This window comes from Streptomyces sp. NPDC104307, from assembly GCF_055584045.1.
The window spans coordinates 169,455-182,860 of sequence record NZ_JBVJMU010000010.1; the positions used below are offsets into that span (position 1 = coordinate 169,455).

Sequence of the window (13,406 nt, forward strand, 5' to 3'; positions counted from 1 at the left end):
CGTCGGCGGGGACTCGCCCCGTCGAAGCGGGATCAGACCTCGGGCCGGAGCATCGGCGGGTTGAGTACGGTCGCCGCGCCCGACCGGAACAGCTGCGCGGGACGGCCGCCCTGCCTGGTGGTCGTGCCGCCGGAGGGCACCAGGAACCCGGGGGTGCCTGTCACCTTGCGGTGGAAGTTCCTCGGGTCGAGCACGACACCCCAGACCGCTTCGTACACCCTGCGAAGCTCCCCGACCGTGAACTCCGGCGGACAGAAAGCGGTGGCCAGCGAGGAGTACTCGATCTTGGAGCGGGCCCGCTCCACACCGTCGGCCAGGATCCGCGCGTGATCGAAGGCCAACGGCGCCGGGTGTTCACCGTCGCGGCCGTATCCACCCTCGGGCCCGAGCAGGTCACCGACAGGTGCCCAGCGGGCACTGTTCGCGTCCCCGCCCGCCTTGGGCGCCGGCAGGTCGGGGGCCAGCGCCAGATGGGCGACGCTGACGACCCTCATCCGTGGATCGCGCCCCGGGTCCCCGTAGGTGGCGAGCTGTTCGAGGTGAGCGCCGTTCCCGACAGCGGGAACCACCGGGTCGTGCGCGGAGAGCCCGGTCTCCTCGACGAGCTCACGCGCCGCGGCGGCTCCGAGGTCCTCATCGGCTTTGACGAAGCCGCCGGGCAACGCCCACCTGCCCTGGAACGGCGATTCGCCTCGGCGCACCACCAGCGCGCAGAGCGCATGACGGCGGACCGTGAGCACGACCAGGTCGACGGTGACGGCGAAGGGCGGGAAGGTCGACGGGTCGTAGGGCGGCATGCCGTGATCATAGTCGTCTGCCTGACGATAAACACTCCTTTCGTCGCGCTCTTCGCCCTTCCCCGCACAGGCAGCGCCGCTGCGAAGGCGCTCCGTCCCGTGCTCCCCCGCGCCCCGGGGTCCAGGAGCCGGCCGCCCGTACCGCGTCCGCCGTCATCGACGGGTCCTGGACCCCCGGCGGCCTTGCGTCCGGGGCTGTCCGGCGCGGCGCCGGTCGGTCGCCGCTCCGGGCCCGGCGGAGCCCTGTCGTGGCCGGCGCCGCCCGGCCGCGTGCGCCCGTACGGAACGGGCCCCCGCGACCCGTCCCGTGCCGCGGCCGCGCCGTACTGTCCTGGTGGCGCGTTCGCCGCGCAGGCAACGTCGCAGCGTCTCCGGATCGAGCCCCTGGTTGCAGGCCTCGTGCAGCAGCTGGGCGAACGTGTAACCGGGGTCCAGCCGCAGAGCGAGGCCCAGCGCGACCCGCGCGGCCGGCTCGTCCCCGGTGGACCAGGCGACCCAGCCGGCCAGGGTGAGCGGAGCCGCCGCGTGCTCCACGTACGGCGCGACACAGCGGCGTGCCAGCGCCCGCCACAACCTCAGCGCGGACTCGGCCTCTGGCCCCTCCATCCACTCGGCGGCCCTGTCGCGGGTCTCCCGGTCCTGGAGGCCGAGAATCACCGCTGCGGCCTCCTCGTGGCTGATCAGCCGGTCGTCGTTGAGGTCGGTCAGCGAGGGCATCGCAGTCGGTACCTCCCCGAGGCGTTTCATGAGCTGCTGGGCGAGCTTCAGCGTCGATCCTCCGACCTCTTTGCGGCCCTCCTCGTCGAGAAGCTTCGGCAGCAGTGCGGACCCCGCCCGGTCGAGCGCCTGCTGCTGCCCACTGCTCGCCGTAGCCGCCAGGGGTGTCAGCCTCGCCTCCATCTCGCGCAGCGATCCCCGTACTTGAACGCCCGCGTAGGTAGCTGCCGCCGCCATGACCGAGGTGCCGGGCACGGCCAGCGGGGTGCCGTCGGCCGGGCAGCACCGGGCATCGGGGCAGCAGTAGGACCAGTAGCGGTCGTCGGAGATGCAGAGCGCTTCGAGCACCGGCACGTCCAGTGCTCCACAGGCGGTGCGCAGTCGTTGGGCGAAGGGCCGGAGCCGCTCCATGACCTGGTTGCCGGTCTCTCCGTCGGCCGGGTCCTGGCAGAGGAAGACGACGATCGCGTCGGGCCGGTCGCCACGCCGCTCGCTCCCCTTGATCAGGCATTCCGCGAGCTGCTCGGCAACCGACGGCCACTCCTGCGCGGACTGTGGGATGCCGAGCCTGAGCCGCCCGCCGAAGCGGCCCCGGCCACCGTGCAGGGCGACCATCACCACGCTGTCGTTCGGATGGAATCCCATGAGATACGGGAGGGCGTCGGCCAGCTCGGCCGGGCCTCGCAGGGTGATCTGCTGCTCGTCGGAGGGGCCGGTGGATTCGTGGTGCTTGTTCATGGGATGACGGTCTCGTGCCGGGCAAGAATCCGCGACCCCCTGTGGATAAGTTATCCACAGGGGCAGCGCGGTCGTTCGCGGTTTGTCGTACCCATCGGGTTGCATGGGGGCATGACCAACGCAGACCGCGCAGAGCTCAGGGCTTCGGCCGACTCCGTACTGGCCCGACTCGTCGGGGACGCCTCCGGCACCGCCCGGCTGCGCGAGGATCAGTGGCGAGCCATCGAGGCGCTGGTCGCCGACAAGCGCAGAGCGCTGGTCGTCCAGCGGACCGGCTGGGGCAAGTCAGCCGTGTATTTCGTCGCCACCTCGCTCCTGCGGGCCCAGGGCAGCGGCCCGACCGTCATCGTCTCGCCCCTGCTGGCTCTGATGCGCAACCAGGTCACGGCCGCGGCCCGAGCCGGCATCAGCGCCCGCACGATCAATTCGTCCAACACAGAGGAGTGGGACACCGTCCAGGCCGAAGTGGCGGCCGGGGAGGTGGACGTACTGCTGGTCAGCCCGGAGCGGCTCAACAATCCGGACTTCCGGGACCAGGTCCTGCCCAGGCTCGCCGCCGCGACCGGGCTGCTCGTGGTCGACGAGGCGCACTGCATTTCCGACTGGGGCCATGACTTCCGCCCCGATTACCGGCGCCTTCGGACCATGCTCGCCGATCTGCCCTCGGGCGTACCGGTGCTCGCGACCACCGCCACGGCCAACGCCCGCGTGACAGCTGACGTCGCGGAGCAGCTGGGCACCGGAGCGGGTACGGACGCCCTCGTGCTGCGCGGTCCGCTGGACCGCGAGAGCCTCAGCCTCAGTGTGCTGCAGCTTCCCAACGCCGCCCACCGGCTGGCCTGGCTCGGTGATCATCTCAAGGAGCTGCCCGGTTCGGGGATCATCTACACCCTGACGGTCGCCGCGGCGGAGGAGATCACCGCCTACCTCCGTCAGTGCGGGCATACCGTCGCCTCCTACACCGGCCGTACCGAGAACGCCGAGCGGCAGCAGGCGGAGGACGATCTGCTTGCCAACCGCGTCAAGGCGCTGGTGGCAACTTCCGCTCTGGGCATGGGATTCGACAAGCCCGACCTCGGATTCGTCGTGCACCTGGGCTCACCTTCCTCCCCCATCGCCTACTACCAGCAGGTGGGCCGTGCGGGCCGAGGTGTAGAACACGCGGAAGTACTGCTGCTTCCCGGCAAGGAGGACGAGGCGATCTGGCAGTACTTCGCCTCGGTCGCCTTCCCGCCGGAGGATCAGGTCCGGCGCACGATCGACGTCCTCGCCCAGGCAGGCCGCCCGCTCTCGCTGCCCGCCCTGGAACCCCTGGTCGACCTGCGGCGCACGCGGCTGGAGACCATGCTCAAGGTTCTCGACGTCGACGGGGCCGTCCACCGGGTCAAGGGCGGCTGGGTCGCCACCGGAGAGCCCTGGGTCTACGACACGGAACGCTATGCCTGGGTCGCCCGCCAACGGGCCGCCGAGCAGCAGGCGATGCGCGATTACGCCACGACGGACGGCTGCCGGATGGAGTTCCTGCGCCGCCAGCTCGACGACGAGGAGGCGACCGCCTGCGGGCGCTGTGACAACTGCGCCGGAGCACGCTTCGACCAGGGCGTCTCCTCGGCCGCGCTGGACACCGCCCAGGGTGAGCTGCGCAGGCCGGGTGTCGAGGTGGAGCCGCGCAAGATGTGGCCGACCGGCCTCGCCGCGGTGGGCGTCGATCTCAAGGGCCGTATCCCCGCGGGGGAGCTGTCCGGTACCGGACGCGCGCTGGGCCGGCTGTCCGACATCGGCTGGGGCAACAGGCTGCGCCCCATGCTGGCGCCGCAGGCACCGGACACACCGGTGCCCGACGATGTGGTCGACGCGGTGGTCACCGTGCTGGCCGACTGGGCGAAGGGGCCCGGCGGGTGGGCGTCCGGTGCGGCGGACGCCGTGCCCCGGCCGGTCGGTGTGGTCACCATCGCCTCGCACAGCAGGCCACAGCTCGTCCAGTCGCTCGGCAGCCGTATCGCAGAGGTCGGGCGGATGCCCTTCCTCGGCAGCGTCGGCCATGCCCCGGAGGCCGACGGGATCCGGATCTCGCAGACCAACAGCGCGCATCGTGTCCGGGCTCTGCACGAGACGCTCGTCGTGGGAACCGAGCTGGCCGAGGCCCTGGCGCAGGCACACGGTCCCGTGCTGCTCGTGGACGATCTCTCGGACACCGGATGGACGCTTGCCGTGACGGCCCGGTTGTTGCGCCGGGCCGGCGCTGACGCGGTGTTTCCGCTGGTCCTCGCTGTTCAGGCGTGACAGGTGGCGTCAGCCGGGGCCCGATTGGGCAGGGATATCCGTGTCATTCCAGCTGATTACCGTCAGCTGCGCCAATTGCTCGTTGCCGCCTGCCGATACGCCAGGGAGAATTGGACTCGCTCCCCGCACAGTTCTTATCGGGCCCGGAAGGGCTGTGCCACGGCGCGCCCTCACCCGACCCTGCCCGCATCGTGGGCGCGTATGCGAAGGGAGGACCGTGACCTTCGGATTCGCTCCGTCCGCAGCCACTTCCATGTCGGCAGCCGCCGACTCCGCCAACCGCCTTGCCCGGATACTCGAACCGGCCGAGTGGGCCGCGGCGGGCATACCGCTGCTGCGCAGCCCGCGCGAGGTCGTCAGCGGCCTGCACGCCAGGCACCGGCCGACTCCGGCGACCGCCGTTGTGGCCGTGCTCGATCACGAGGAACGCCTGACGGCCAGTGCCTCGTTCGCCCGCCGCTCGGTGACGGCGGACGGCTGGGAATTCCGTAACTCGCTGCTGGCGCATCTGCGCCGGGTCATCCCGCACGATCTCCGCCGCCGTACTCCCGTCCGTACCGCAGTACTTCTCTACTGCCGCGAGGGGGACGAGCGCTGGACGGAGGAGGACGGGGCGTGGATGTGGGGGCTGCGGGACGCCTGCACCCTGCACGGACTGAGGTGCGGCGCGTACATCACGCTGACCACCGGCGGCTGGCAGGTGCTGGGCGAGGGCAGGGGCGGCCGTCGCCCCAGCTCCACGTCTCGGCCTGCGGCTCTCGCGGACACCGCGCTGGACCAGGATCCGGCCGCCCCGTCGCGCACCGGCGGCGGCGCGGCCCAGGCACTGCACCGCAGCGTGGCCCGCTGACCCCGGCCGCGGACCCGGCCGCCCTCGCGGGCGACCGGGTCACCAACAGGCAGGGTCACCAACAGCCGGGCGCCAGTACCCGGGGGCGCTGCGGAGCAGGTCCCCGAAGAACGGGCTGACGACAGGCCGGGGCTGGGCTCAGTAGCCACCCCCGGCCCGATCGTGCTGCGGTCAGACGCCCGCGCCGAGAACCGCGTTGACCTGCTGCGGGTCACCACAGACGATCAGCAGGGCTCCGACGCTCCGCCGCGCGGCGGCCAGCGCACGGGTGGCGGCGTCATCGACGACACCGTTCACCGCGATGATCACCACCGGCCGGGACTTCACCCGGTCCACGGCCGCGGCTCCGGCGAAGAACACGTCGTCGCCGGCTTCGTGCTGGGCCCAATAAGCGGCCTCGCCGAAGGACAGCTCGTGCGTTGCCCACGGGTGTTGCCCGGCCGTGGTGAGCACCAGGATGTCGCCGGGAGCCCGACCGGAGTCGAGCAGCAGGTCCACCGCCTCGTCGGCGGCGGCGAGCGCGCCGTCGGCGGGGGCGGGGATCAGCTGGAGCTGCGGCGCGGAACGGTTCTCCGGCGCGGCGGCCTCGGGCCGGACGGGGGCAGGGTGCGGGCGCTGCGCCGGGGGCGCTGGCCGCGCGGGGCCGGGACCCGGACGACCGGGGCGCGGCATGGCCGCTGTACGCGGGCCGGGTACGGGACGAGGGGTCGACGCGGTGCGGCCGGTGGCCGGAGTGGCGCGGGGACCCTGGGCGCTCTCGTGAATCTGAGGCTCCTCGGGGATGAGAGGCATGGGTGGTTGTCTATCAAACGCTGACGCACAAGCCATCAGCGGGTGGGTACGTGTGTGCGATCAGAAGTCGAAGCCGAGCTGGCCCCCGCTTTCCAGTGCGGCCGCCTCGGCGGAGAAGCGGACCTTCTTGAGGTGCTGCCACCTGGGCAGCGCGTCGAGGTAGGACCACGAGAGGCGGTGGTGGGCCGTCGGGCCCCGCTCCTCCAGCGCGGCCCTGTGCACGGGGGACGGATAGCCGGCGTTGGCACCGAACGCGAAGTCCTCGTACTCACCGGATTCCGCGCCGAGTTCGGCCATCACCGTGTCCCTGCGGACCTTCGCGATCACCGAGGCCGCCGCCACCGCCACACAGGACTGGTCGCCCTTGATGACGGTACGGACCTGCCAGGGTGAGCCCAGGTAGTCGTGCTTGCCGTCGAGGATCACCGCGTCCGGGCGTACCGGCAGCGCCTCCAGGGCGCGGACGGCCGCGAGCCGCAGAGCGGCGGTCATCCCGAGTTCGTCGATCTCCTGCGGCGAGGCGTCACCGAGTCCGAACGCGGTGACCCATCGCTCCAGCAGCGGCGCGAGCTCCGCGCGGCGCTTGGGGCTGATCAGCTTGGAGTCGGTGAGTCCGGCGGGCGGTCTGCGGAGACCGGTGACGGCGGCACACACGGTGACCGGACCCGCCCACGCTCCGCGCCCGACCTCGTCGACACCGGCGACGGTCCTGGCACCGGTGGTGGCGCGCAGTGAGCGCTCGACGGTGTGCGTGGGTGGTTCATACGGCATGGCGCCAGCAAGCGTACGCCGATGCGGCGGCCGGGAACACCCCGGGGCACGTGCCGGCCGCCGCCGTCCGGCGCCGCGCCGCCGGACCGGTCACGGCACCCTCGCCCGCGGAGGCCCGGAACCGCGTCCGGCGGGGCCCGTCAGCTGGCGCCGGAGCGGAAGAACGGCATCGCGACCTGATCGATCAGTTCAGCGATGTCGCCGTCACTCCATTCGCTGCCGCACACCTTGCTGCGATACATCATCATCGCGGGAATCACGTCGAAGGCCAGCCCGCGCAAGGCGTCGGGGCGGACCTCTCCCCGTTCGACCCCACGGCTCACCACTTCCCGGATGAGGTCGGTCGACGGCGCGATCACACTGTGGAAAATCACCGACTGAAACCGTTCGGCCGTGCTCGCGTCACATTCGTGAAGGACCGACCGCAGTGCGGTGCCGGATTTGGAGAGCATGCCGTCCCGCAGCGTCCGGCACAGCTGATAGAGGTCGTCACGGATGTTGCCGGAGTCGGGCGCGTCCCCCATCGGCGGCAGCGCGCGCCGCAACGCGTCGGCGACCAGGTCCTCCTTGGAGGGCCATCGCCGGTAGATCGCCGCCTTCCCGGTCTGGGCCCCCGCGGCGACGCCCTCCATCGTGAGCCCGTTCCAGCCGACCGTGCTCAGCCGCTCCAGCGCGGCTTCGAGGATCGCGCGTTCCAGCACGGAGCCCCGGCGGCGAAGGGACACCACCGGCGGCCGGGCGGCGGCTGCCGATCGCGAAGTATCCATGAGTTTCTCTCCATCGAAACGGGTTCGCCGCACCCGCGCCGGCCGGGGAGGCACGGCGGAACAGGGCGGCATGCGGGGCCGGACGGGACCGAGCAGTCCCCGGCCGGGCGGCGGTACCGGACATGACCGGGTGGCAGCGGACTCAGTGAACGCTTGCGTTCACTGAGGGGGATTCACTACCGTTACCGGAACAGTGAACGGGTCCGTTCACTAATTCACTTGTGGGGGATCCATAGTGACAACCTCTCAGTTAGAAGCACGGGACGCACCGAGCCCGGCACGCCGGCAGGGCCGCCCGGGTATCGCCCTGACCGTCATCGCCGCCTGCCAGTTGATGGTTGTGCTCGATGCCACGATCGTCAACATCGCACTCCCGCACATCCAGAACGCCCTGAGCTTCTCGACCACCGACCTCTCCTGGGTTCTCAGCGCCTACACACTCACCTTCGGCGGGCTGCTGCTGCTCGGCGGGCGCGCCGGGGACATTCTCGGGCGCCGCCGGGTCTTCATGGCCGGAATCCTGATCTTCACCCTGGCCTCACTGCTCGGCGGATTCGCCCAGGAGCCCTGGCAGTTGCTGGCGGCCCGCGCGCTCCAGGGCATCGGCGGCGCGATCGCCTCACCGACCTCACTCGCCCTCATCACCACCACCTTCCCGGAGGGCCCGGAGCGCAACCGCGCCTTCGGCGTCTTCGCCGCCGTGTCGGCGGGTGGTGGCGCGGTCGGCCTGCTCGCGGGCGGAATGCTCACCGAATGGCTGGACTGGCGCTGGGTCTTCTTCGTCAACGTGCCGATCGGCGTTCTGATCGCCGTACTCGCTCCGCTGTACATCAACGAGTCGCAGAGGCATCCGGGCCGCTTCGACATATCCGGAGCCCTGACCTCGACGCTGGGCATGGCCTCGCTCGTGTACGGGTTCATCAGGGCGTCGGAGGAGGGCTGGAGCGACTCCCTCACACTGAGTTCGTTCGGCGCCGCGGTCGTACTGCTCGCCTCGTTCGTCCTCATCGAGATGCGCGCCAGGGAGCCGATCACCCCACTGCGGATGTTCGCCGACCGCAACCGCTCCGGAACGTACGTCATCATGCTCAGCCTGTCCGCGGCCATGCTCGGCATGTTCTTCTTCATCGTGCTGTTCGTGCAGAACGTACTGGCCTACACGCCGATCCAATCGGGCCTGGCCTTCCTGCCCGTGGCCGTCGCGATCGCCGCCGGAGCCGGACTCTCGCAGCGGCTGCTCCCGGTCCTCGGACCGAAGCCCTTCATGGTCACCGGCTCGGCACTCACCGGTGTCGGTCTCGGCTGGCTCACGTTCATATCCTCCGACAGCGGCTATCTGTCCGGAGTGCTGGGACCGATGATGTTCTTCGGCGTCGGCATGGGGCTGAACTTCGTGACGCTCACCCTCACCGCTGTCTCCGGCGTCGCCCAGCACGAGGCGGGGGCGGCGTCCAGTCTGCTCAACGCGAGCCAGCAGGTAGGTGGTTCGCTGGGGCTCTCGATCCTGGTCACCGTCTTCGGGACAGCGAGCCGCAACGAGGCGGAGAAGCAGGTGCCGCAGTTCCTGGCGAAGGCTTCGCCCGAACAGAAGGCGGAGTTCGCCAGGACCCACGAGCTGCCGGGAAACTGGGGGCACCAGGTGCTCGCGCAGGGCATCTCCACCGCGTTCATCGCGGCGGTGGCCATGGCGGCCCTCGCCCTGCTCACCGCGGCTCTGGTGATCCGGGTGCGCAAGAGCGATCTGGACGCGCTGAGCGGCAAGGCGTCGGCAGGGGGAGCTGCCGTCTAACGCTCAGCCGCCGTACGGACGGACGTGTCACGCACGCCGTCCGTACGGACGGACGTGTCACGCACGCCGTCCGTACGAATCACGCACGCCGTCCGTACGGAAGAGTCCACCGGAACCGGACCGGACTCCGGATTCTTCCGTACGGACGAGTCCGGTCCGGTTCCGGCCGGCCGGACAGGCCGAGTGATCAGCAGTGACGTACCGGGTGTACGAGGCGTACGGGACCAGCGGATCAGTAGGGGTCGTACGGATCGTACGAGTCGCCCCCGCTTGTGCCGCCGTCCCCGTCGCCTCGTTCGTTCCCCATGTCGCCCGACCCGAGCCTCTGGCAGTCGCGCACCCGCGCACCGGGATCCCAGTCACCGAGAATGTCCCGGGCCCGCGCCTCGCCCCAGCTCGTCGCGTACCAGGGCGCGTCCGAGCCTCGCAAGGTCCGCTGGATCTCTTCGAGGGCGCACGAGCGCAGCGGCTCGGGAAGCGTGTCCAGGGCCGGCACGGCATCGGCGGAGAGGCCGCGGAGGTACTGAATGTCGATCGAATGATGGTCGCTGTACCGCTGGACGTTCTGTTCGGCGATCAGCCCGTCCGGTGAGACCAGCCCGAAGGCCAGTACGCCGACGGCCGCACTCGCGGCGACGGCGCGCGGAAGCATCTTCGCTCCGAACACCCCGGCCGCCATGATCAGCAGGAGGACCACGCCCAGCCAGAGCTCGACCGCGGCCACGGAGATGCGCAGCCGGGTCAGGCCATAGGCATCGACGTACAGATCCATGCGCCGCAGCGCGGAGGCGACGACGACGAGCGTGAGCAGACACAGCGTGCCGAGCACGGAGCGCACGAGCGTACGGTCGCGTGCTCCGCCGCGCGGCGCCCAGCGGAGTGCGAGGGCGATGACCAGCAGCGTGAGGACGGTGGCCCAGAGCAGTTGCCAGAAGCCCTCGCGGGCGTACTGGGCGTAGCTGAGATGGGTCTCGGCCATCACCTTGTCGTAGCCGCCGAGCAGCACCGTGAGCTGGATGGCGAGGAAGCCGGCGAAGAGCAGGTTCAGGACGATCAGCGGGAGCGCCCACTCCAACCGCCCGCGCGCCGGGCCGGAAGGAACGGTGAGCGCGTCCCATCGCACCGGTGCGGCGGCGGTGTACGCGGCCGCGAGCGCGCCCACGAGCCCGACCGCGGCGAGGAACAGCCGCCACGGGCCCTCGCCCACCGACACATCGGGGATCAAGCTGCCCAGTACGTCGGCGAACGCGGCATCGGCGCTGGCGAAGAGCGCCCCGAACACGATGAGCAGCACGACCGCGGCGGCCGTGGAGCGGAACGCGACGCCCCAGCGCCCGCGGGAGCCGGCCATCCGGTCGCGTACTCCGTGGACACCCCAGCCCAGCGATCCGGCGACGGAGGTGAGCAGTCCCAGCGAACCGAGGAAGATCCCGAGCCAGCCCCGGCTGCCGTGCAGCGCGAGCGAACCGACTGCCACGGCGGACACGACGGCGAGGAAGACCGGCCAGCCCGCGTCGCGGAGTGCCGGTACGGCGAGGAGTGCGAGACCACCGACGGCCCAGACGGCGGTCCACGGGCGCAGCCCACGGCCGGCCGCCCGTGCGGCGAAGTACGCCGCGAGCGCCGCGGGGACCGCCACCACGAACAGGTTCAGGCCGATCCCGTCACCGAGCAGCAGGGCGCTGAGCAGCGCGGTGGCCAGGACGGACCAGAGAGTGGCCGCAGGAACGGGCCCGGGTGCGGCGGGACGGATCCGGGTGAGCTCCGAGGGTGTCTGCCTGCCTGAGTGCGCCCAGGGCGAGGGCGGCTGCCGCGGGTGCGGCTGCCGCGCGTAGGCCGGGACCTTCGGCGGCTCAGGCACCGCGGCGCGCTCGTCCGGTGCGCCCGCGCCCTCCGGTGCACCGGAGGGCGCGGGCGCCACTACGGGCTTGGACATCTGCACCGCGGCCGGCACCGGCTCCGGCGTTCCCGCCTCGGCCGGTCCGGGCGGATCCACCGGCTCCGACGCCCCCGGAGCGCGCTCGTGCCGGGGTGACTCTGGTATGTGATCGGACATGGGACCCCTCCCCCACCGAGGTCCGCCCACGCGAGCCCTGGGCAGCGCGCGGCCCCCCGGCGTCTCTATCGGTGCGCACCCGTCGTAATGATCACCGAGGGCGGCGTGGCCGAAAGAGTAACCCCCCGTTACCGTCACGGGCCGAACGGGGAAGCGCTGTGGCAGTACCGTGACAGTCGGGTACGGCGCGCCGCTTCTGCCGCGCCGTCCAGACTCGCAGCCGGGTCCGTTACCGCGCCATCCAGTCGGGCAGCCGCTCCGTCTTCGCGGTCCAGTCCGCCGGTGGTGCGCCGGCCGCGCCCGCCGCGACCACCCCGCCGACGATCGCGCAGGTCGTGTCGACGTCTCCGCCCGCCTGCGCGGTCACCCAGAAGGCCTGCTCAAAATCGCCGAGGCTGCGGGCCGCGGACCAGAGGGCGAAGGGGACGGTGTCGTGCGCGCTGGTGCGACGGCCGTTGCCGAGCACCGCGGCGACCGTTCCGGCGTCGCGGTAGTCGAGCATGTCGCGGGCCCTGCGCAGTCCCGCACCGACCGCGCTGCGCGGCACGAGCGCGATGACGCCGTCGAGGAGGTCGGCCGGCTTCGGCGGGCCGGTGGGCGACGCGGCGAGCGAGGCGGCCGCTGCCACGGCCATCGCTCCCACGACCGCTTCCCGGTGCTGGTGGGTCGGGTACGAGGAGATCTCGGCCTGGTGCGTGGCCTGCTCGGGATCGTCCGCGTACCAGGCACCGAGCGGGGCGATGCGCATCGACGAACCGTTGCCCCACGAACCCTGGCCCTTGAAGAGCGCGGAGGCCAGCTCCCGCCAGTCCCCGCCCTCCCGGACCAGCCTGAGCAGGCGGTTCACGGCGGGACCGTAGCCTCGGTCGAAATCGTGGTGCACCGCGAAGGAACGGGCGAGCGCGTCCTGATCGATACGGTCGTGCTCGTGGAGTACGGACAGGACCGAACAGGCCATTTCCGTGTCGTCGGTCCACTGCCAGGGACCCGGTGGCAGGTGGCGGTCCTTCAGTAGCGGATAGTTGGCGGGCACAAAGAACTGTGAGCCCAGGGCGTCTCCCACGGAGAGGCCGCGCAGGCTGGCAAGGGCGCGTTCGAAGCGCTGGTCGGAAGCCGAATCGGTCATCGGTTCCACTCTATCCGGTGATGCCGTACGGCTCAGGGGTGCGCCAGCGCTCGAACGGCCGGTCAAGCGTGTAACGCCCGTCCTTGCCCAGCACCAGCGTCCTGGACTCGCCGTTGCCCGGATTCGAGAGAGATTCGAATTCGGCCACGGACCAGTGGAACCAGCGCATACAGAACAGCCGCATGGTCAGACCGTGCGTGACCAGCAGGACGTTCGGCGGGTGGTCCGGGTCCTCGAAGCTCCGGTGCAGGCTCTCCAGGAAGGCTCCCACCCGGTCGTACACATCCGCCCCGGACTCGCCCTGCGCGAAGCGGTAGAAGAAGTGCCCATAGGCGTCCCGGTACGCCTTCTGCAGCTTGACGTCGTCCCGTTCCTGCCAGTTCCCCCAGTCCTGCTCACGCAGCCGGGGCTCCTCCCGCACCCGCACGCGTTCGAGGTCGAGGCCGAAGGACCTGAACGTCTCGTGCGTGCGGCGGTAGGGCGAGACGTACACGCTGACCTGCTCTCCGTCGAAGAGCTCGCGCAGCCGCACCCCGGTCTCCCGGGCCTGCCGCAGCCCTGTCGAGGTAAGCCTCAGCGCATGATCGGGCTCACGTTCGTACACCGTATCGTCGGCATTGCCCTCGGACTCGCCGTGGCGGACGAGGACAATGCGTTGCGGTCTTGCCATGTACCGACCCTAACGACCTGGTGCACGAGGTCGTGAGCGCCGGCCTCCGG

11 protein-coding genes are annotated in these 13,406 nt (G+C 71.1%); 3 read left to right on the top strand and 8 right to left on the bottom strand.

What is annotated here, in order from left to right:
• Window positions 1-32: 32 nt before the first annotated feature.
• Complete coding sequence (locus ACZ601_RS24605) at window positions 33-797, bottom strand: NUDIX hydrolase (RefSeq protein WP_469541508.1); 765 nt, start codon at window positions 795-797, stop codon at window positions 33-35.
• 153 nt (window positions 798-950) lie between these two features.
• Window positions 951-2,252: a DUF4192 domain-containing protein gene (locus ACZ601_RS24610; protein WP_469541511.1), complete on the bottom strand. Its 1,302-nt coding sequence runs from the start codon at window positions 2,250-2,252 to the stop codon at window positions 951-953.
• A gap of 111 nt (window positions 2,253-2,363) precedes the next feature.
• Between ACZ601_RS24610 and ACZ601_RS24615 the strand changes: the two genes are divergently transcribed.
• Both ACZ601_RS24615 and ACZ601_RS24620 read left to right on the top strand, forming a co-directional pair.
• Window positions 2,364-4,535, top strand: coding sequence for a RecQ family ATP-dependent DNA helicase (locus tag ACZ601_RS24615; protein WP_469541514.1), 2,172 nt, complete (start codon window positions 2,364-2,366; stop codon window positions 4,533-4,535).
• Between the two features lie 217 nt (window positions 4,536-4,752).
• Window positions 4,753-5,385 (top strand): hypothetical protein, encoded by a 633-nt coding sequence (locus tag ACZ601_RS24620; protein ID WP_390091921.1) that lies wholly within the window; start codon window positions 4,753-4,755, stop codon window positions 5,383-5,385.
• 171 nt (window positions 5,386-5,556) lie between these two features.
• Here ACZ601_RS24620 and ACZ601_RS24625 read toward each other — a convergent pair whose 3' ends face one another.
• The 3 genes from ACZ601_RS24625 to ACZ601_RS24635 form a co-directional block, all read right to left on the bottom strand.
• Complete coding sequence (locus ACZ601_RS24625; protein WP_469541518.1) at window positions 5,557-6,177, bottom strand: hypothetical protein; 621 nt, start codon at window positions 6,175-6,177, stop codon at window positions 5,557-5,559.
• A gap of 60 nt (window positions 6,178-6,237) precedes the next feature.
• Window positions 6,238-6,948 carry a ribonuclease HII gene (locus tag ACZ601_RS24630; protein WP_311302839.1) on the bottom strand — a complete coding sequence of 237 codons (711 nt, stop codon included), beginning with the start codon at window positions 6,946-6,948 and terminating at the stop codon, window positions 6,238-6,240.
• 140 nt (window positions 6,949-7,088) lie between these two features.
• Window positions 7,089-7,715, bottom strand: a complete 627-nt coding sequence (locus ACZ601_RS24635; protein ID WP_469541656.1) for a TetR/AcrR family transcriptional regulator — start codon at window positions 7,713-7,715, stop codon at window positions 7,089-7,091.
• Window positions 7,716-7,950: 235 nt separating this feature from the next.
• Between ACZ601_RS24635 and ACZ601_RS24640 the strand changes: the two genes are divergently transcribed.
• Window positions 7,951-9,504: an MFS transporter gene (locus ACZ601_RS24640; RefSeq protein ID WP_469541522.1), complete on the top strand. Its 1,554-nt coding sequence runs from the start codon at window positions 7,951-7,953 to the stop codon at window positions 9,502-9,504.
• A gap of 232 nt (window positions 9,505-9,736) precedes the next feature.
• Here ACZ601_RS24640 and ACZ601_RS24645 read toward each other — a convergent pair whose 3' ends face one another.
• From ACZ601_RS24645 to ACZ601_RS24655, 3 genes are all read right to left on the bottom strand, one after another.
• Window positions 9,737-11,560: a DUF4153 domain-containing protein gene (locus ACZ601_RS24645; RefSeq protein ID WP_469541525.1), complete on the bottom strand. Its 1,824-nt coding sequence runs from the start codon at window positions 11,558-11,560 to the stop codon at window positions 9,737-9,739.
• A 229-nt stretch (window positions 11,561-11,789) separates the two neighbouring features.
• Window positions 11,790-12,686, bottom strand: coding sequence for an ADP-ribosylglycohydrolase family protein (locus ACZ601_RS24650; RefSeq protein WP_469541528.1), 897 nt, complete (start codon window positions 12,684-12,686; stop codon window positions 11,790-11,792).
• 10 nt (window positions 12,687-12,696) lie between these two features.
• Window positions 12,697-13,356: a histidine phosphatase family protein gene (locus ACZ601_RS24655; RefSeq protein ID WP_311302844.1), complete on the bottom strand. Its 660-nt coding sequence runs from the start codon at window positions 13,354-13,356 to the stop codon at window positions 12,697-12,699.
• Window positions 13,357-13,406: the final 50 nt, after the last annotated feature.